Annotated in this window: 17 protein-coding genes; 6 read left to right on the forward strand and 11 right to left on the reverse strand. The window is 72.6% G+C overall.

Features of this window, described 5'->3' with window-relative positions; all coding sequences use genetic code 11:
• Window positions 1-118 precede the first annotated feature (118 nt).
• The 3 genes from J2S43_RS04460 to J2S43_RS04470 are packed head-to-tail and all read right to left on the reverse strand — an operon-like array spanning window position 119 to window position 3085.
• Entirely contained in the window at window positions 119-1669 is a 1551-nt protein-coding gene (locus J2S43_RS04460; protein WP_306827277.1) for a tripartite tricarboxylate transporter permease, read from the reverse strand.
• Between the two features lie 10 nt (window positions 1670-1679).
• The gene (locus J2S43_RS04465) at window positions 1680-2111 is read right to left on the reverse strand and encodes a tripartite tricarboxylate transporter TctB family protein (RefSeq protein ID WP_306827278.1); all 432 of its coding nucleotides are present in this window, start codon (window positions 2109-2111) and stop codon (window positions 1680-1682) included.
• Window positions 2108-3085, reverse strand: a complete 978-nt coding sequence (locus J2S43_RS04470) for a tripartite tricarboxylate transporter substrate binding protein (RefSeq protein ID WP_306827279.1) — start codon at window positions 3083-3085, stop codon at window positions 2108-2110. The genes J2S43_RS04465 and J2S43_RS04470 overlap by 4 nt, the downstream gene beginning before the upstream one ends.
• Before the next feature lie 158 nt (window positions 3086-3243).
• Here J2S43_RS04470 and kdgD point away from each other — a divergent pair, with 158 nt between their 5' ends.
• Window positions 3244-4149 carry a 5-dehydro-4-deoxyglucarate dehydratase gene (kdgD, locus tag J2S43_RS04475; RefSeq protein ID WP_306827280.1) on the forward strand — a complete coding sequence of 302 codons (906 nt, stop codon included), beginning with the start codon at window positions 3244-3246 and terminating at the stop codon, window positions 4147-4149.
• Window positions 4149-5282: an L-talarate/galactarate dehydratase gene (locus J2S43_RS04480; protein ID WP_306827281.1), complete on the forward strand. Its 1134-nt coding sequence runs from the start codon at window positions 4149-4151 to the stop codon at window positions 5280-5282. Before kdgD ends, J2S43_RS04480 begins: the two co-directional genes overlap by 1 nt.
• A gap of 620 nt (window positions 5283-5902) precedes the next feature.
• Here the strand turns inward: J2S43_RS04480 and J2S43_RS04485 are convergent.
• The 5 genes from J2S43_RS04485 to J2S43_RS04505 form a co-directional block, all read right to left on the reverse strand.
• On the reverse strand, window positions 5903-6661 hold the full coding sequence (locus J2S43_RS04485) for an ABC transporter permease (RefSeq protein ID WP_306827282.1): 759 nt from the start codon (window positions 6659-6661) through the stop codon (window positions 5903-5905).
• Window positions 6658-7407 carry an ABC transporter ATP-binding protein gene (locus J2S43_RS04490; RefSeq protein ID WP_306827283.1) on the reverse strand — a complete coding sequence of 250 codons (750 nt, stop codon included), beginning with the start codon at window positions 7405-7407 and terminating at the stop codon, window positions 6658-6660. The genes J2S43_RS04485 and J2S43_RS04490 overlap by 4 nt, the downstream gene beginning before the upstream one ends.
• A gap of 2 nt (window positions 7408-7409) precedes the next feature.
• Window positions 7410-8273 (reverse strand): pentapeptide repeat-containing protein, encoded by an 864-nt coding sequence (locus J2S43_RS04495; protein WP_306827284.1) that lies wholly within the window; start codon window positions 8271-8273, stop codon window positions 7410-7412.
• Between the two features lie 14 nt (window positions 8274-8287).
• Window positions 8288-8617, reverse strand: a complete 330-nt coding sequence (locus J2S43_RS04500; protein WP_306827285.1) for a PadR family transcriptional regulator — start codon at window positions 8615-8617, stop codon at window positions 8288-8290.
• Window positions 8618-8697: 80 nt separating this feature from the next.
• Entirely contained in the window at window positions 8698-9741 is a 1044-nt protein-coding gene (locus tag J2S43_RS04505) for a prenyltransferase (protein WP_306827286.1), read from the reverse strand.
• Between the two features lie 192 nt (window positions 9742-9933).
• Between J2S43_RS04505 and J2S43_RS04510 the strand changes: the two genes are divergently transcribed.
• The 3 genes from J2S43_RS04510 (at window position 9934) to J2S43_RS04520 (ending at window position 14081) form a co-directional block, all read left to right on the forward strand.
• The gene (locus J2S43_RS04510) at window positions 9934-11568 is read left to right on the forward strand and encodes a hypothetical protein (RefSeq protein ID WP_306827287.1); all 1635 of its coding nucleotides are present in this window, start codon (window positions 9934-9936) and stop codon (window positions 11566-11568) included.
• Between the two features lie 153 nt (window positions 11569-11721).
• A complete protein-coding gene (locus tag J2S43_RS04515) occupies window positions 11722-12903 on the forward strand; it encodes an AAA family ATPase (RefSeq protein WP_306827288.1) in 1182 nt (393 codons plus the stop codon).
• Window positions 12903-14081 (forward strand): vWA domain-containing protein, encoded by a 1179-nt coding sequence (locus J2S43_RS04520; protein ID WP_306827289.1) that lies wholly within the window; start codon window positions 12903-12905, stop codon window positions 14079-14081. The genes J2S43_RS04515 and J2S43_RS04520 overlap by 1 nt, the downstream gene beginning before the upstream one ends.
• Before the next feature lie 113 nt (window positions 14082-14194).
• Here J2S43_RS04520 and J2S43_RS04525 read toward each other — a convergent pair whose 3' ends face one another.
• A complete protein-coding gene (locus tag J2S43_RS04525) occupies window positions 14195-14893 on the reverse strand; it encodes a DUF429 domain-containing protein (protein WP_306827290.1) in 699 nt (232 codons plus the stop codon).
• Between the two features lie 156 nt (window positions 14894-15049).
• Window positions 15050-15790 (reverse strand): hypothetical protein, encoded by a 741-nt coding sequence (locus J2S43_RS04530; RefSeq protein ID WP_306827291.1) that lies wholly within the window; start codon window positions 15788-15790, stop codon window positions 15050-15052.
• Here J2S43_RS04530 and J2S43_RS04535 point away from each other — a divergent pair.
• Window positions 15762-16805, forward strand: a complete 1044-nt coding sequence (locus J2S43_RS04535) for a helix-hairpin-helix domain-containing protein (protein WP_306827292.1) — start codon at window positions 15762-15764, stop codon at window positions 16803-16805. The genes J2S43_RS04530 and J2S43_RS04535 overlap by 29 nt on opposite strands.
• Before the next feature lie 278 nt (window positions 16806-17083).
• Here the strand turns inward: J2S43_RS04535 and J2S43_RS04540 are convergent, their stop codons facing one another.
• Window positions 17084-18517, reverse strand: a complete 1434-nt coding sequence (locus tag J2S43_RS04540; RefSeq protein WP_306827293.1) for a WGR domain-containing protein — start codon at window positions 18515-18517, stop codon at window positions 17084-17086.
• Between the last annotated feature and the right edge of the window lie 6 nt (window positions 18518-18523).

Below are 18523 nucleotides of genomic sequence, written 5' to 3' on the forward strand. Positions count from 1 at the left end.
CCGTCAGCGCGGTGACGGTGATCGCGCTGCCGATCTCCCGGGCGATCGCGAAGACCCGCAGGGGCACGAGACGGCTTCCCGTCGCGGGACCGTCCACGATGGCCGGAGAATGCCCGGATCAATGCTCGGTACGCGTCCCGTCCCGTTCGCCGGCCCTGTCCCGTTCGCCGGGCCCGTTCGGATCGTCCGCCGTCGCCGTCCGGCCGCGCCGCAGTCGTTGCAGCAGCGGCAGCAGTGCCACCGCGATCAGCGCGGCGAGCAGCACCGCGGAGATCGGGCGGGTCAGGAAGCCGGTGGGGTCGCCGCCGAAGAGGAGCAGCGAGCGGCGCAGTGAGCTCTCCAGCAGCGAGCCGAGCACGAACGCGAGCACCAGCGGGCCCGGGTCGAAGCCGAGCTTGCGCATCAGGTAGCCGAGCGCGCCGAACGCGATGACCAGGCCGATGTCGAAGACGCTGTTGTTCACCGTGTACGCGCCGATCAGCGTGATCAGCACGGTGATCGGCGCGAGCACGGCCGGGCGCACGCGCAGGATCCGCACGAACAGCCCGACCAGCGGAATACTCATGATCAGCAGCAGTACGTTACCGACGTACATGCTGTTGACCACGCCCCAGAACAGCTCCGGTTCCTGCGTGACCAACTGCGGCCCCGGGGCCACGCCCTGGATCAGCAGCGCCCCGAAGATCACGGCCATGGTCGCGTTCGCCGGGATGCCGAGCGACAGCAGCGGGATGAACGACGACGTGGCGGCCGCGTTGTTCGCGGTCTCCGGCGCGGCCACGCCCTCGATCGCGCCGTTGCCGAACCGCTCCGGCGTCCGCGACCGGCGTTTCTCCAGCGCGTACGCGGCCAGCGAGGACAGCACGGCCCCGCCGCCGGGCAGCACGCCGAGCGCGAAGCCGAGCACCGACCCGCGCCCGATCGCACCGCTGGCCTGCCGCAGGTCGGCCCGGCTCGGCCACACGTTCGCCACGTGCGCCGGCCTGCCGAGCGTGCGCTGCCGCTCCTCCAGGCTGTGCAGGATCTCGCCGAGACCGAACAACCCCATGGCCACGGGTACGAAGTCGATGCCGTCCGCCAGCGCCAGGCTCTCGAACGTGAACCGTTCCGCGCCGGTGAACCCGTCCCGGCCGACCGTCGCCAGCAGCAGCCCGACCGCGGCCGCGACCAGCGCCTTCAGCCGCCCGCCCGGGGAGATCGTGGCGACCAGCAGGATGCCGAGCAGCGCCAGCATCGTGTACTCCGGCGGGCCGAAGTCCAGCGCGAACGCGGCCACGAACGGCGCGACCACCGACAGCGCCACGATCGACGCGGTGCCGCCGACGAACGACCCGATCGCGGCGATGCCCAGCGCGGTCCCGGCCCTCCCCTGTCTGGCGAGCGCGTGCCCGTCGAACACGGTGACCACGGAGGACGCCTCGCCGGGCAGCTTCAGCAGCACGGACGTGATCGTGCCGCCGTACTGCGCGCCGTAGAAGATGCCGGCCAGCATGATGATCGCGGTGACCGGTTCCAGGCCGAACGTGAGCGGCAGCAGCATCGCGATCGTGGCGGCCGGCCCGAGCCCGGGCAGCACGCCGACCAGCATGCCGATGAGCACGCCGACCAGGCAGTAGAGCAGGTTCATCGGTTCGAGGACGACCGCGAACCCGCCGAGCACGTCACTCATCGGGACCCCTTCAGAACATGTGGGGGATGGTCACGTCCAGCGCGGCCACGAAGAGCAGGTAGAGCGTGGCCACTAGGCCGACGCTGACCAGTGCGGAGAGCAGCCACGACTCGTCGCCGAGGAAGCGCAGCCAGGCGAACGTGAGCAGCAGCGCCGGGATCTCGAAGCCGATCACGCCGACCACCGCGACGAACGCGGCCATGCTCGCCAGCGCCGCGAGTACCGGCAGCGCGGCGCGGGTGAAGCGTTCCGCGTCGTCGGTGGCGCGGGCGCGCAGGCCGAGCGCGATGCCGAGCAGCACCAGCGCGCCGCCGAGCACGGCCGGCCAGGCACCGGGGCCTGGCTGCGCGGGACGGCCGGTGCCGAGCGCGATCGCGCCGGCCAGCGCGACCGCGCCCAGCGCGGTGACGAACCCGGCCACGGCCAGATTCGTCGCTCTCACGGCGTACCGCTGAGGTTGATCTCGTATTGGGCGACGAGGTCGCGATAGGTCCGCAGCGATCCGGTCCACTGGCCGAGCAGCGTCGGCCCGTCCACCTCGTTCGGCGTGAGCAGGCGGGACGCGTTGAACTCCCGATAGGCCTGGGCCGCGAACGCGGTGCCGAACGCGCCGCGCAACCGCTCGACGATCTCCACCGGCGTGCCCTTCGGCACCGCGATCGCGCGCGACTGCTGCACCGGCACGTTGTAGCCGGCCTCGACCGCGGTCGGCGTGTCCGGCAGGTACGACGGGCGGGTCCGCGCGAACGTCACGATCGGCGTCACCGTGCCCGCCTTGATCTGCTCCTGTGCCTCGCCGAGCTGGATCGACGCCACGTCGACCTGCCCGCCGAGCACCGCGGTCAGCGTGGGCGCGCCGCCGTCGAACGGCACCGCGGTCGCCCGCACGCCGGTGGTCTGCGCGAACAGCAGCGCCTGGGTGAGCTGGCTGCCGGTGCCGACGCCGGTGGTGCCGTACGTGATCGGCCGTTTCGCGCCCACGATGTCCTGCACGGTCCTGAAACCGGTGCCCGGGTTCGCGACCAGCACGAAGTCGTCCTGCGAGATGCCGGTGACGATGTCGTACCCGTTGACGTCGACCGCCTCCGCGGGCGAGACCGCGAGCGGCGTGATGTAGGCGAGCGTGCCCGGGAAGATGAACAGCGTGTACCCGTCCGGCTTCGCGGCCGCCACCTCCTTCGCCGCGACCGCGCCGTTCGCGCCGGGCCGGTTCTGGACCGTGACCGGCTGGCCCAGCTCGTCCTTGAGCTGGCCGGCGAGCGCGCGGGCGATCAGGTCGGTGCTGCCGCCGGCGTCCTGCCCGACCAGCAGCGTGATCGCCCTGCTCGGGAAGTCGCCGCCGGAGGATTCGTTGCCAAGGTTTCCGCCGCAACCGGCGAGTGTGAGTGCGAGAGCGACCGTGAACATGCGTTTCATGACGACCTCCTGTGAGGTGGGTCACTTCCATCTGAACGTATGTCCGCGCATCCATGCATGTCCAAATCTCTTATGGCATTGATCGATACCTTGCCGGCATCGAGTGATGCGAAAACGCTCTTAGACAGGTTCGCTCACCGCTTCCTACGGTGGGCTGCATGCGGCCCACCGAGCTTGCGGCCCGGCTGACGACCGGTCTGCTGTCCTTCCCGGTCACCCACTTCGACGACCGGCTGGCCTTCGACGAGGCCCGCTATCGGGAGCATCTGGCCTGGCAGTCCGGGTTCGGCGTGGCCGGGCTATTCGCGGCCGGCGGCACCGGCGAGGGCTTCTCGCTCACCTCCGCGGAGCTGCGCGCGGTGGTCCGGGCCGCGGTGAGCGAGGTGGGCGCGCGGGTTCCGGTGGTCGCACCGGCCACCGGCGGCACCGCGCAAGCGGTCGCGCAGGCGCGGGCCGCGGCGGAGGAGGGCGCGGCCGGGCTGTTGCTGATGCCGCCCTACCTGACCGAGGCCACCCAGGACGGGCTGGCCGCGCACGTGGACGCGGTGTGTGCCGCCACGGATCTCGGCGTGATCGTCTACAGCCGGGCGAACGCGATCTTCGAGGACGGGACCGTGGCCCGGATCGCCGAGCGGAACCCCACGCTGATCGGGCTGAAGGACGGCGTCGGCGACATCGAGCGGATGACCAGGACGTACGCCCGGGTGGGGGACCGGCTGATCTACATCGGCGGGCTGCCGACCGCGGAGACGTTCGCGCTGCCGCTGCTGCAACTCGGCGTGAGTACGTACTCGTCCGCGCTCTACAACTTCCTGCCCGAGTTCGCGCTGCGCTTCTTCGCGGCCGTGCGCGCGCAGGACCGGACGGCCGTCTACGCGATGCTCAACGCGTTCGTCATCCCGTACCTGGACATCCGCGACCGCAGCAAGGGCTACGCCGTCTCGATCATCAAGGCCGGCCTGACCGAGGTGGGCCGGGACGGTGGCCGGGTCCGGCCGCCGCTGACCGACCTGACCGCGGACGAGCGGGAGCTCCTGTCCGGCCTGATCCGAAAGGTGCGGTGATGGACCGCATCACCGGCGTGACCCTCTCCTCCGTCCGGCTGCCGCTGCGAGCCGCGATCAGCGACGCCAAGGTGCTCACCGGGCGGCAGCGCCCGATGACCGAGGTGATGATGCTGTTCGCGGAGATCACCACGGCGGACGGGCACGCCGGCGTCGGCTTCGGCTACGCCAAGCGGGCCGGCGGCCCCGCGCAGTTCGCGCACGCGGTGGAGATCGCGCCGAACCTGATCGGCGAGGACCCGAACGACATCGGCCGGCTCTGGACGAAACTGTGCTGGGCGGGCGCGTCGGTCGGCCGCAGCGGCGCGTCCACGCAGGCGATCGCCGCGATCGACGTGGCGCTCTGGGACCTGAAGGCGAAGCGGGCCGGCCTGCCGCTGGCGAAACTGTTCGGCGCCTACCGCGACTCGGTGCGCTGCTACGACACCTCGGGCGGGTTCCTGCACGCCTCCGTCGACGAGGTGGTCGACAACGCCACGCGCAACCTGGCACTCGGCGTCGGCGGCATCAAGATCAAAGTCGGACATCCAGACCAGAAGACCGACCTCGCGCGGGTACGGGAGGTGCGCTCCCGGCTCGGCGACGGCGTGCCGCTGATGGTCGACGCGAACCAGCAGTGGGACCGGCCGGCCGCGCAGCGCATGGGCCGCGCGCTGGAGGAGTTCGGGCTGGTCTGGATCGAGGAGCCGCTGGACGCGTACGACGCGGAGGGCCACGCCGCTCTGGCCCGCTCGCTGGACACCGCGATCGCGTCCGGCGAGATGCTGACCAGCGTCGGCGAGCACGCGGAGCTGATCCGGCACGGCGCGGTCGACGTGATTCAGCCGGACGCGCCCCGGATCGGCGGCATCACCCAGTTCCTGCGCCTGGCCGCGCTCGCCGAGCAGCACCACCTGACGCTCGCGCCGCACTTCGCCATGGAGATTCACGTGCACCTGGCGGCGGCGTACCCGCACGAGCCCTGGGTCGAGCACTTCGACTGGCTGCACCCGCTCTTCGACGAGCGCCTGACCATCGCGGACGGCCGCATCCACCTGCCCGGCCGCCCCGGGCTCGGCGTGACCCTCAGCGACCAGGCCCGCGCCTGGACCGTGAACCGCGCCGAGATCACTGAGCCCTCGGCATCGGCGTGAATGGCGCTCCGCAGCGCGGACCTCCGAGGCTGATTCAGCGCAGCGAACCGGCACCGCGTCGCCGCAGGCCGGGAGGCCAGATGAGGGCGGCGCTGAATAAGCCTCTTTGTCATGTCCGCCGCGCGGATCGCCACCGCAACCACGCCGGTAATCGGCAACGGAACTTCCCTTCGCCATCGAGGCTCGGCCCGAATATCGCCATAAAGACGGCGTCAGTGGCTCTTGAAAGCGGCCACGTGTCGCAAATCGTTGTTGAAAGCGCTGGATGACAACGATTTGCGACACGTGATCAACTCCCGGCCTCGGCCATACTGAGCCTTCGGCGTCAGAGTGGGCGGCGCTCCGCAGCGCGGACCTCTATATCGCAAAATTTCGGGCGCGCAGCGCCCGGATGGCCGGCGCCGCTCGAACCTCGACTTCGAAAGGTCGGTACTGAGCCTTCGGCGTCAGGATGAGCGGCGCTCCGCGGCAACGAACCCCTATAACGTGAAATTTCGGGCGCGCAGCGCCCGGACGGCCAGCACCGCTCGAACCTCGACTCTGAAAGCTCAGTAAGTCTCCGTGATCGGGCGTCGCCCATGTCGTTCTCACGACATGGGCGACGCCCCGATCACGAGGGGTCAGATCTTCCGGCGGTAGACCGCGGTCGCGGCCAGGTAGGCGACGAGCAGGACGGCGGTGCACCAGCCGAGCGCGGTCCAGATGTCGTCGCTGACCGGCTGCCGGGCCAGCAGCGCCCGGATCGTGTCGACGATCGCGGTGACCGGCTGGTGCTCGGCGAACGCGCGCACCGGGCCGGGCATCGTGTCCGTCGGGACGAACGCGGAGCTGACGAACGGCAGGAAGATGATCGGGTACGAGAACGCGGTCGCGCCGTCCACCGTGGACGCGGCGAGGCCCGCGATCACCGCGACCCAGGTCAGCGCCAGCGTGAACAGCGCCAGGATGCCCGCGACGGCCAGCCAGGCGAGCACTCCGGCCGAGGACCGGAAGCCGATCACCAGCCCGGCGAGCACGATCACGGCCACCGAGATGGCGTTGGAGACCAGCGAGGTCAGCACGTGCCCCCACAGCGCGGAGGAGCGCGCGATCGGCATCGAGTGGAACCGCTCGAAGATGCCGCTCCGCATGTCGGTGAAGAGCCGGAACCCGGTGTAGGAGATGCCGCTGGCGATCGCGATGAGCAGGATGCCGGGCATCAGATAGTTGACGTAGTTGTCCGTGCCGGCCTGGATCGCGCCGCCGAAGACGTAGCGGAAGAGCAGCAGGAACGCGATCGGCATGATCGTGACCGTGATGATCGTGTCCATGCTGCGGGTGACGTGCCGCATCGAGCGGCCGATCATCACCGAGGTGTCGCCGAGCACGTGCGTGGTCATGACCGCTCCTTCGCGCCGACGACGGACAGGAAGATCTCCTCGAGGCTGGGCTGCCGCTCGACCAGCTCGGTGGTGGCCGGCGGCAGCAGTGCCCGCAGCTCACCGAGCGTGCCCTCGACGATGACGGTGCCCCGGTGCAGGATCGCGATCCGGTCGGCGAGCCGCTCCGCCTCCTCCAGGTACTGCGTGGTGAGGAAGATCGTGGTGCCGCCGCCGGCCAGTTTCTGGATCTCCTCCCACACCTCGATGCGGGCCTCCGGGTCGAGGCCGGTGGTCGGCTCGTCCAGGAAGAGCACCGGCGGGTCGCCGATCAGGCTCATCGCGATGTCGAGCCGGCGCCGCATGCCGCCCGAGTAGGTCCCGACCGGGCGCCCGCCCGCGTCGGTGAGGCTGAACCGGGCGAGCAGGTCGTCGGCGACCTTCCGCGGCTCGGCCACCCGCCGCAGCTTGGCGATCATCACCAGGTTCTCCCGGCCGGTGAGGATCTCGTCGACCGCGGCGAACTGGCCGGTCAGGCTGATCGACTCGCGCACCCGGGCCGGCTCGGACACCACGTCGAAGCCGTTGACGGTGGCGGTGCCGGCGTCCGGCCTGAGCAGCGTGGCGAGGATCCGCACGATCGTGGTCTTGCCGGCCCCGTTGGAGCCGAGGAGCGCGTAGACGCTGCCGCGCGCCACCGCCAGGTCGACGCCCGTGAGCACGTCGAGTTTCCCGTAGGACTTGTGCAGTCCGGCTATCCGGATCATGGTCACCCCTGGTCGACGATCACGCCGGCGGGCTCGAAGCCGTAGCCCTTGAGTCCGGCGTAGGTGAGTTTGTCCATCCGTGCGCCGGTGAAGTCGACCGTGCGCAGCGCGTTGCGGTACTTACGGGACCAGGCGCGGAAGGAGACGTCCCGCAGGATCGCGCCGCGGAACGACGCGCCCTCCAGCCCGGCCCGGTCGAACTTCAGGCTGTGCAACGCCGCACCGTCGAAGTTCATCTTCCGCAGGTCGGAGTAGGTGAAGTCGACGCCGGTGAACGTGCAGCGCTCGAAGACCACACGTCGCACGTCGGTCGACCGGAACTTGACGTCGGTCAGCGCGGCGTCGGCGATGACGATGTCGTTGAGGCCGGAGGTGCTGAAGTCCGTGCGCACCAGGATCGCGCGGCGGAACGTGGAGCGGGCGAACTCGCTCGCGGTCATGGTGACGTCGGTCAGGTTCGCGCCGTCGAAGTTGGCCTCCGCCACGTCGCTGCCGCGGAACGTGCTGCCGGTCAGGTCGGCACCGGCGAAGTCGGCGCCGCGCAGCGCGCTGCCGTCGAACCGTCCGTTGCGCGTGGTGACGCCGGCGAAGTCGCCGCCGGCCGAGTCGGTGCCGTCGAAGCGGGTCACGGTCTGCCGTTCGAGCACCCGGGACAGGTTGGACACCTCGCGGACGGTCTGCTCGATGTCGCCGATGCTGTCGATGGTCAGCGTGAGCGCGGTCGCCTCGTCCCTGCCCTCGGCGCGCAGCTCCCGGAAGCGTTCGTGCAGGTCGGCGAGGAGGTCATGCTTCAGTTCGTCGACGCTCTTCGCGCCCTCGTACGGCGCGAAGACGCCGTTCACGTACTCGTCGATCTTGTCGGTCATCGCTGTCGTCGCCCTCACATCAACGTGTCGAGCACGCGCTTCGCGTACTCCCAATTGGCTCTGTTGCGGGCGTAGGTCTCGCGCCCCTTGTCCGTGATCCGGAAGTACTTGCGGCGGCCGCCCTGCGACTCGTCCCCCCAGTACCACGAGATGTCGCCGTCCGCCTCGAGCCGCCGGACGCTCGAATACATCGTGGCTTCCTTCAACTCGTACTCACCCTGCGAGCGCTCCGCGATGACCTTGACGATCTCGTAGCCGTACCGATCCGACTCGGTCAGCAGCTTCAGGATCATCGTGTCCGTGTTGCCACGCAGCAGATCCGAGGTGACCTTGCTCGTGCTCATGTCACTAATGTATGGCCCAGTACTGTGACAGTCAAGGTACTAAAGTCAGCGAGGTACCCGGACGGGTGTGACGGAGCGCGTCAGGCGAGGCGGCGGGACTGCCAGAGCCGGTGCGCGAACAGCGCGGCGTAGGCGAGGAGCACCGCGGAGAGGACCGCGACGGCGGTCGGGTCGGCCCCGCGGGACGCGGCGTCGAGCAGCACGCCCAGCATCGCGGCCGCGACGATCAGCGAGACGTGGTTGGACGCCCAGAACACGACCGGCGTCATCCGGACCGCGTCCAGGTCGCGCATCGCGCTCGCCCGCAGCTGCACGACCAGCCACCCGGACAGCACGCCGGTCGCCGCCATCGGCAGCCACACCAGCCACGGAATCCAGCCCACCAGGGCGAAGACCGTCAGCATCGCGTACGCGACCGGCTGCGCCGTGACGATCACCCGCACCGCCGTGCGGTAACCCAGCACGACCACCAGCGTGCGCTTGCCGACCGCCTCGTCGGAGCGGCGGTCACCCAGATTCATCACCATCATCCGGACGACCTGCAACAGCGCGGTCGGAGCGAGAACCAGGAGCAGCAGCGGGGGTACGTCACCGCCGGTCTGCAGCGCGGCCGCGACCGCGGGCCACAGTCCGTTGAGGATCGCGGCGACCGTGAGCTCGCCGGTCGCCCGGTAGTTGAACGCCAGCGGCGGCGCGGTGTAGAACCAGGCCAGGATCACGGCCGCGGTGGCGAGCAGGCGCGCCTCCCAGGTCGGCATCACCGCCACCATCAGTGCGGCCAGGCCGGCCAGCAGGAAGCTCGTGCCGAGCGACACGATCGGCGCGACCGAGCCGTCGACCAGCGCGCGGCTGCCCCCGGTCCACGGCGTGAACGACTCGTTGGCGCGGTCGGCCTCCAGATCGAAGTACTCGTTGCAGTAGTGCGTCATCAGGTGCACGGTCCAGGCGAACAGCTGAGCCAGCACGTACCACCCGGGGTGGAACGGGTGCCCCTGGTGCACCGTCACCGCGACCGCGAGCCCGACCGGCAGCACGTTGTAGAGCAGGAACCGCAGCCGGGCGAGCCGGATGAACCCACGAAGCCGGGTGCGCCCGGGAGTCGGTGCGACGGTGCTGGTCACCACGGCGGATCTCCTTCGCGAGCAGGCCCGCCCATGATGTCCCATCGATGTTTCAATCCGGTTGATGCGGGATGGACCGCACGCGGCCGGCCGCGTCGGGACGGGAAAGGGGTTGCGGCGGCTGATAGCGTTCGCGGCGATGAAGACCTCTACTCTTCGCAGATCGGGGGCCCGCTTCACCGAAGGTGAGTGCTGATGCGCTCCCGGGCCGTGAATACGGACCTCTGGCGGCACGTCCGCGCCTACGCGGTGCCGCCCTCGATGATCACGTCCGCCGGTGCGCGCCGTCGCGCCGGGGACTGGGCGGGCGCCTGCGCGGCGGCCCGCGCCGACGTCGACGTCGATCTCCGCGAGCTCGGCCGTGCCCACGGCGCGGACCTGGCCGCCGAGATCCGCGCCGACCTGCGGCACCTCGCCCCGGACCTGCTGCGCTGGCACCTGCCCCGGGTCGCCCCGGACGGGCTGCTCCGGCCCGCGCTGACCATCGGCCTCGCCCGCTACTCCGGCGCGACTCCACTGTGGCTGGTCGCCCGCACCGCACCGGCCTGGGCCGCGGCGGGCCAGCGGATCAGTCTCGCGGTCTGGCCCGGCGGGCACGCCGGCCGCCACCCGCACCCGCGCCCGGACCCCCGCTTCCGCCTCGACCTGCACCGCCACCTCTGGGACACCCGCCACGCCCCGGAGCTGCGCCTCCGCGCCGGCCTCGGCGACCCACCGGCGTCCGCCACGCGTGCGACCCCGGTCGCTCCCGTGACGCGGGCCGTCCCGGCCGAACTCCCCGTTTCGGCCGCGCTGCCTGTGCCGGCCGCGCTGGCTGTGCCGGCCGCGCTGGCTGTGCCGGCCGCGCTGGCTGTGCCGGCCGCGCTGGCTGTGCCGGCCGCGCTGGCTGTGCCGGCCGCGCTGGCTGTGCCGGCCGCGCTGGCTGTGCCGGCTGGGCTGCCTCTGCCGGCCGGGCCGGAGGCTCCGGCCGCCGTGGCCGTTACCGCGGGTGGGATCGAGGTGTCCGACTTGGATTTGCCGGAGCGGCTGCGGGCGCGGGGATGTGCGGTGGAGCGGTGGGTGGCCGAGGCGGAGATCCTGCTGCGGGCCGGCGGGCTCGCGGAGGGTGCGGTCGCGATCCGGGCGGGGGAGCACCTCGTCCTGCACCTCGCGGCCGGCGCGCCGCCGCGGCTGGTCGCGGGGCACGGCCGTGGTCTGCCGGTGCTCCCGGACGCGGCGGTCTGGGAGCCGCCCGATCTCGTGCTGCTGCGTACCGGCCTGATCACGCCGGAGCAGCTGCATCCGCTGGTCGCGGCCGCGCTCGTCCCCGGCTGGGTCCCCGGTGCGCCGGCCCCCGGTGCGCTGGTCTCCGGGGCGCAGGCAGACCCCGCGCGGGTACGCGTGGTGCGCTGCCGCGGCGCCGACCACCGGATCGGGCTGGTGGACGGCGTGCTGCGGCCGCTCGACCACGACGCCGCCGAGATCCGCCGCGAGGAGACGCTGGCCGCGCTGACCGGCACGCCGCTGCCCTGCCTGCGCGTCATCGACGAGGCGCACCGGCACCCGGCGGACCTGGACGACGTGCGGGCCCGGCTCGACCACGGCGACACCGAGGGCGCGCTGCGCGACGTCGAGGACCTGCTCGGGCCGGGCGCGGTGCTGCCCGGCGGGCCGCTGCGGGACGAGCTGGCGGCGGCCGTGGAGCAACGCGCGCTCTACGGCCTGTATCGCACCGGCCTCGGCTGTCCCGGCCTCGGCGACCCGGCCCACCAGGAGCGCCCCCGCTACGACTGGCGCTTCGCCGACGACACCGCCCGCCTCCGCCGCCGCCCCCGGCGAAGACACCGCTGACCGGCGTCGGGAAGGGCACGGCGGGAAGCGCCGAGGAGCAGGGCCGCGGGCGGCAGTGGTGCGCCCGAATCGTGGAAGCGCCTCGGAACGGGCGCTCCCGCACCGTACCGGCGAAGGAATTCGATCTTCAGAGAGATGAGGGTGATGGTGCTTATGCGGAATGGGAACCAGCTCGACACGGCGGCGGATCTGCTGGCGCTGCTCGGGGACACGGCGACGGAGGAGCGGCGGGACGCGCAGCTGGACGCGCTGGCGCTGGCGGTCGCGGCCGACCTGCCGGTGCTGCTGTGGGGTGAGCCGGGGATCGGGAAGACCGCGGGGCTGACGCAGCTGGCGGCGGACCTCGACCTGCCGCTGACCACGGTGATCGCGAGTGTGCACGAGCCGTCCGACTTCGCCGGGTTGCCGGTGGTGGGCGACGATCCGGCGGTGAACGGCGTGCCGATGGCGCCGCCGGACTGGGCGGTGCGGCTGTGCGCGGCCGGGAAGGGCCTGCTGTTCCTGGACGAGCTGTCCACCGCGCCGCCCGCGGTCCAGGCCGCGCTGCTACGGCTGGTGCTGGAGCGGCGGGTGGGCGCGCTGACGCTGCCACCGGGCGTGCGGATCGTGGCCGCGGCGAACCCACGCGGCTCCGCGGCGGACGGGTGGGAGCTGAGCCCGCCGCTGGCGAACCGGTTCGTCCATCTGCAGTGGACACACGACACCGGCGTGGTGGTGCGCGGGCTCGGCGGCGTCTGGCCGCGCGCGGTGCTGCCCCGGCTGGACCGCGCGCGGCTGCCGGAGGCGGTGACCTACGCGCGGCGGGCGGTGCAGACGTTCCTCACCGCGCGGCCCGGGCTGGTGCACCGCATGCCCGGCGCGGAACAGGCCCGCGGCGGCGCGTGGCCGTCGCCGCGCAGCTGGGACATGGCGCTGCGGCTGGTGGCGTTCGCGACCGCGGCCGGCACGTCCCGTGAGGTGCTGTCGATGCTGGTGCGCGGCACGGTCGGCGACGGCCCCGGCCTGGAACTGCTGGCCAGCCTGGACCGGCTCGACCTGCCCGACCCGGAGACGCTGCTCGCGGACCCGGACAACGCGCCGCTGCCGGAGCGCGGCGACCTGCGCCAGGCCGTGCTGGACGGCGTGATCGCCGCGGTGCGCGACCGGCCGGAACGGGAACGCTGGGACGCGGCCTGGACGCTGCTCGCCCGCGCGGTCGAGACCGGCCCGCCGGACCTGGTGGTGGTGCCCGCGACCACGCTGGCCGCGCTGCGCCGCGAGGAGTGGGACGTGCCCGCGCTGATCGACCGGCTGGCCGGCACGGTCGCGCTGTCCCGGCGCGCGGTGGCGGCCTGATGGACCTCGAGAAGCTGTACGCGGCGCGGCTGCACGCCGCGCAGACCCGCCCGTACCTGGCCGCCGCGCTGTTCGCGCTGCACGTGGTGGAGTCGCCGTCGACGCCGACGATGGCGGTGGACCGGCACTGGCGCTGCTACGTCTCGCCGGCGTTCGTGGACCGGCGCACGGTGGCCGACCTCGCGGGTGTCTGGGTCCACGAGGTGTCGCACCTGCTGCGCGACCACCCCGGGCGCGGCGACGCCTACGCCACCGAGCACGGCGTGGACGGGCCCGGTGAACGGCTGCGGATGAACATCGCGGCGGACGCGGAGATCAACGACGACGTGTACGACGCGGTGCTGCCGATGCCGGCGGACGCGGTACGCCCGCAGACGCTCGGCCTGGAGCCCGGCGAGGTGATGGAGTACTACCTGCGCCGGTTCCGGCTGGGCGGGCGCACCCAGCCGTTCGCGTGGCTCGACTGCGGCAGCGGCGCGGACGGCCACGCGCGCGCCTGGGAACTCGGCCCCGGCGGCGCACGCGGCCTGACGAAGGAGGAGCGGGACGCGATCCGGTTCCGGGTGGCGCGCGGCATCGCGGGCGCGCCCGGTGACGCGCCGTCCGGATGGCAGCGCTGGGCCGAGCGCGTGTTCCATCCGCCGCAGCCGTGGCGGGAACTGCTCGGCAACGCGGTCCGGTCCGCGGCGAGCGCGGCCGGGGCAGGGGACGACTACACGTACCAGCGGCCGGGCCGGCGCTCCTCCAGCGTGCCCGGCGTGGTGCTGCCCGCGCTGCGCCGCCGCCCGCCGTCCGTCTGCGTCGTCGTCGACACGTCCGGCTCGGTCTCGGACGGTGAGCTGGGCAGCGCGCTGCTGGAGGTGACCGCGATCGGGCGCGCGCTCGGCGGGCGCCGCGACCTGGTCACCGTGATGTCCTGCGACGCGGCCGTGGCCACGGTCGGGCGGCTGTGCCAGGCCGCGGACATCCCGCTGGCCGGTGGCGGCGGCACGGACATGCGGGAGGGCTTCGCGGCCGCGCTGAAACGGCGCCCGGACGTGATCGTGATGCTCACCGACGGTCAGACGCCGTGGCCGTCCGCGCGCCCGGCCGCGCGCACGGTGATCGGCCTGTTCCCCCGGCGGTCCGAGAAGTGGGTGGCGACGCCGCCGTGGGCGCGGGTGGTCCGCATCGGCTGAGTTCGCCGAATCCACCCGCCCGCACCCGCAGGGCGCGCGGGCGACCACCAGCGAGCTCGCCCGGATGTCCAGCGGCCTGAACACACCGGTCGCGGCGTTCCGCCATCAGTCCTTCACGCCCAGATCGCGGCCGGCAGGCCGTCGCTGAAAACCTCAGGATCCGCGGGTACGCGGTCGGCCTCGCCGGCCGCGGCACGGCGCGCGGTCCACGCCGCAGCGGCTGCGTCCAGCACGTCGTCGACCGGCACCACCCGGCCGGCCGGGCCGATGTCGCGGGGCAGCCGGATGCCGTGCCCGCGCAGCAGCTCCTCCCGGTGCACCGTGCCGGACCAGGTCTTCTTGCTGTCCGGCAGCGGTGCTCCCGCCATCCGGGCGAAGGAGAGCTCGGGGTGGACCTCGACCGTCCGCGGGCGCGGGCCGCCGCGCAGCCACGCGTCGACATCGAGGATCCTCGGACCCAGCCGGTACGCCTGAGCGGACATCCCCTCACCGGCGCGCCGCCGGTTCTCCGCGTTCGCGGCGGCGTAGTCGGTGCAGGTCAGCGCGGCGCGCACCGGCGTGAAGAACACGGACGACGCGCGCGGCCCGAGCTGCCGCCGGGCCTCGGTGTCGGCGCGGCGGCGCGTGGTGTCCGGCAGGCCGATCGGAATGTCGACGCCGATCACGTCCAGCCGCGGGCCGGCCTGCGCGACCAGATCGGCGATGCCGGGCGCGGCGAGCACCAGCGGGTGATCGTGGCCCTCGTCTTCGGCGAGGAGGACGCCGACCCAGCCGCCCCTGTACGCGTCGGCACCGAGGACCCTGGATGGCATCCGGTCACGCTATAACGTCGTGTTTCCATCCCGTTTCCGGTCCCGTGCCTGGTCAAGTCGCGTGGGATACGGCACCCTCTGGGTATCGGGGGCCGACGTCAACGTTGCTACAATGCCGCCTCCGTATATCGGGAGGCTTTTCATGCGGAATCTCATCTATCTCGCCCTGGCAATCGTGGGCGTTCTCATTGCCTGGTGGCTGGTGGGCCTGCTCCGCAAGCCTTCGGGCTCCGGCGCTGTGTCCCCGGCCGCCAAGCCCAGCAAGACGGATTCTTCGGACACTTCGGATTCGTCGGCTTCGGCCGCGACCATAACCGGCACCACCACGTCCGACGCCACGTCGGCGCCCGCTGTTTCGAGCACGTCCGGTGCCGTGGAGGACAACGCCACCACGCCGGCGCCGGCCTCCGGCGACGCTTCCGGTGCTGCCGACGGGGACGCTGCCGTGCGGGTGCCGGCCTCCGGCGCGACGACGGCCGGTGCCGCAGCCGCGAAGTCGGCGACCGGCGACGATTCCACGGCCGAGGTCGAGGCCACGGGCGAGTCGGCCGCGGCCACGCCGGTTGCGGAGCCCGCGGCCGGCTCGCCGATCATCGCGGACGAGCCGGAGACCACCTCTGCCGCAGCGGCCACGAGCGAGAAGGCCTCGACGCCGGCGGTTTCCTCGTCTTCTTCGTCGTCTGGCGAGACCGCGACGCCGCCGCTGCCCGAGGCGGGCATCGCCGCCGACCCGAAGACCGAGGCGGACGCGCCCTCCACCGGTGAGACCACGGCCGCGCCTCCGGCGACCGGGTCCGTCGCTTCGGCTTCCGGACCTGCGGCTTCGGCTTCCGAGCCCGCGGTTTCGGCGGCTTCGGCTTCCGGGTCCGTGACGGACGCCGGTGCTGACTCCGCCACGACGCCGGTTGCGGGCGCCGCGGACACCGTCGGCTCCGGCGGCGCGGACACCGCTTCCGGCTCCGGCGGCGCGGACACCGCTTCCGGCTCCGGCGGCGCGGACACCGCTTCCGGCTCCGGCGCCGCGGACACCGCTTCCGGCTCCGGCGGCGCGGACTCCGCTGCCGTGACTCGCGCGGAACCGGCCAAGCCCGTGAACAACACGGTCGTGCCGTCCGACGTGGAGAGCACCGCGATCGTCGCTCCGGCCACCACTGAGGAGTCGGCCACGGCGGACACCGCACCGATCGCGGCCCCTACCAAGGCCACGCCCGCGCGAAAGACCGCTGCCAAGCGCACGCCCGCCGCCAAGAAGGCCTCCCCGGCCGTGAAGGCGACACCCGCCGCCAAGGCCACCCCGGCCACCAAGGCGACGCAGGCCACTCCGGCCGCCGTATCCACTCCGGCCGCCGTATCCACTCCGGCTGAGTCGGCCACTCCGGCTGAGTCGGCCGCGTCGGCTGAGCCGGTCACTTCGGCCGCGCTGGCCGCGCCGGCTGAGCCGGTGACGTCGGTCGCGCCGGTTACGCCGGCTGAGCCGGTCACGTCGGCGCCGGTCGCCGCGCCCGCTACCACGGAACCTGCCGTCGCCGAGACTCCGGCGCTGGCTGGTGCAGCGGCGACGACGCCGGTCGCTACCCCCGCGCAGGACAGCGCGCCCGTGGTTGTCTCCGAGGAGCCGGAGACCGCGCCGGTCGCCGGCCCGGAGCCGGTGGTCGCCGCCGACCCTGAGCCGGTCGTCATCCCGCCCGCGCCCGCTTCGGCGTCGGTCGACAACCTGACGAAGATCGCCGGCCTCGGCCCGAAGTCCGCGCAGGCACTCCAGGCCGCGGGCATCACCACCTACGCCGAACTGGCCGCAGCCGGCGAGACGGGCGTCCGCGCCGCGCTGACCGCAGCCGGGATCCGGGCCACCACCAGCGTGCCCAACTGGCCGGTCCAGGCCCAGACGCTGGCCGACCAGAAGAACGCCTGACGTAGTTCCTCACCACGAACGGCCGTCGCCCACGCCTTCCGGCGCGGGCGACGGCCGTCTCGTTTCCGGAGCGGCGACGGCCACCATGCCCGGAGCGGCGACGGCCACCATGCCCGGAGCGGCGACGGCCACCATGCCCGGAGCGGCGACGGCCACCATGCCCGGAGCGGGCCGCGAAGCGTGTGCGGGCGGTGGCCCGATGGCCGTGCCGCGCGGTATGGGTAAGGGCCGCAGGTTGCCGCGAGACCGGTCGCGGCAACCTGCGGCGGTGGGGAAGGTCAGCGGAGGCGGCGGATTTCGCCGTAGGCGCGGTAGAAGCCGCCGCGGGCGGCCTCGCGGATGCCGGAGACGACGTAGCGCGCGCCGGGCTCGCGGATGCCCTTGGGGAACTGGACCTGCCAGTTCTGGTGGTAGCCGGAGGACACGACGCGGATGCGGAGGCGGCCGGCGTCCTCGATGCACTCGACGATGACGTCGCCGGGGGCGTCGGCGACGCTGCGGACGATCTCGACGGTGGTGGAGGGGGCGACGGCCGGCATGGCCGGTGGGGCCTTGACGTCGACGGGCTGGGGGACCGTGCCGCCCATCGCGGCTCCGATCGCGGTCTCGCTGGCGTCGATGCAGGCCAGGGTGCCGTTGGTGGTGACGATGTAGAGGCGCTCGTCGTGGTACTGCATGGAGTAGGCGGAGCCGCAGCCGGTGGAGAGCTTCCACAGGCGGGTGCCGTCGGCGGTGAAGCAGTAGACCGAGGAGGCGCTGTCGCCGGCGAAGACGAAGCGGCCGTCGGGGGAGGCGGCGCAGGAGAAGACGGCGGCGTCGCACTGGTAGGTGCGGTGGTGCGCGCCGTTCTTGCCGAGCTCGACGACCTGGCTGCGGGCGGTGCCGGCGTAGAGCTTGCCGGGCTCCTGCCAGCCGAACAGGACCGGGCCGCCGGTGCCGGTGTGCCACAGCTCCGCGCCGGTGCGCCAGTCGTAGCTGGTGACGCCCGCGGAGTGGCCGTGGTGGACGGCGGTGGCGTCGCAGCGCACCATCCAGGCGGAGCTGCCGCGGCCGGGGCGCTGCCAGAGGAACTCGTCCTCGTGGTCGATGGCGGAGATGCCGCCGCGCGCGTCGGAGACGCCGAGCACGCCGTCGTGGATGTCCAGCCAGTAGATGTCGATGCCGGGATCGATCGCGTAGGCCAGGCGGGGGATCTTGCCGGACAGGTCGTAGACGTTGCCGTCGTCGCAGCCCGCGTAGATCCAGCCGTCGTCGGCGACGATGCACTTCACGCCGTCCGGCAGGCGGAACTGGCGCTGCACGGTCGCGTCGTGGCCGAGCGTGGTGATCATGCCACTCTCGTTGCCGACCATGCACACGTCGTCGTCGACGAAGATGCCGAACGCGGCGCTGCCCGACGAGTAACGCCAGAGGATCGGCGCGGCCTTGGCGGTGGAGCGGGTGCTGACGATCTGGCGGCGGGTGACCGAGCGCTTCTGCCGGCCGCCGGCGACGGCCGGAGCGTAACCCTTGCGGACCTTCTCCCCGATCTTCTTGGCCGCCTCGGACTTCGCCCTGTCGGTGGTGGTGAACGACGACTTCTTCACCTGGCCGTGGTCGCCGATCCGTCCATAGCGGATGGTGACGTCGGTGCCGTCCACGGTCACCTCATAGAACTTGTGCGCGCTCCCGGAGTCTTCGGAGAGCTCGAGGTATGTGGTGTCGGCCGGCATCGGACG

The organism is Catenuloplanes nepalensis (assembly GCF_030811575.1).
GTDB lineage: Bacteria > Actinomycetota > Actinomycetes > Mycobacteriales > Micromonosporaceae > Catenuloplanes > Catenuloplanes nepalensis.

Bases quoted from the DNA above. Each gene is read 5' to 3' on its own strand.
- J2S43_RS04525 (WP_306827290.1), bottom strand. From the start codon at position 14,893: ATGCCATCCAGGGTCCTCGGTGCCGACGCGTACAGGGGCGGCTGGGTC.
- J2S43_RS04485 (WP_306827282.1), bottom strand. From the start codon at position 6,661: ATGACCACGCACGTGCTCGGCGACACCTCGGTGATGATCGGCCGCTCG.
- J2S43_RS04460 (WP_306827277.1), bottom strand. From the start codon at position 1,669: ATGAGTGACGTGCTCGGCGGGTTCGCGGTCGTCCTCGAACCGATGAAC.
- J2S43_RS04540 (WP_306827293.1), bottom strand. From the start codon at position 18,517: ATGCCGGCCGACACCACATACCTCGAGCTCTCCGAAGACTCCGGGAGC.
- J2S43_RS04490 (WP_306827283.1), bottom strand. From the start codon at position 7,407: ATGATCCGGATAGCCGGACTGCACAAGTCCTACGGGAAACTCGACGTG.
- J2S43_RS04480 (WP_306827281.1), top strand. From the start codon at position 4,149: ATGGACCGCATCACCGGCGTGACCCTCTCCTCCGTCCGGCTGCCGCTG.
- J2S43_RS04510 (WP_306827287.1), top strand. From the start codon at position 9,934: ATGCGCTCCCGGGCCGTGAATACGGACCTCTGGCGGCACGTCCGCGCC.
- J2S43_RS04500 (WP_306827285.1), bottom strand. From the start codon at position 8,617: ATGAGCACGAGCAAGGTCACCTCGGATCTGCTGCGTGGCAACACGGAC.
- J2S43_RS04520 (WP_306827289.1), top strand. From the start codon at position 12,903: ATGGACCTCGAGAAGCTGTACGCGGCGCGGCTGCACGCCGCGCAGACC.
- J2S43_RS04470 (WP_306827279.1), bottom strand. From the start codon at position 3,085: ATGAAACGCATGTTCACGGTCGCTCTCGCACTCACACTCGCCGGTTGC.
- J2S43_RS04515 (WP_306827288.1), top strand. From the start codon at position 11,722: ATGCGGAATGGGAACCAGCTCGACACGGCGGCGGATCTGCTGGCGCTG.
- kdgD (WP_306827280.1), top strand. From the start codon at position 3,244: ATGCGGCCCACCGAGCTTGCGGCCCGGCTGACGACCGGTCTGCTGTCC.
- J2S43_RS04495 (WP_306827284.1), bottom strand. From the start codon at position 8,273: ATGACCGACAAGATCGACGAGTACGTGAACGGCGTCTTCGCGCCGTAC.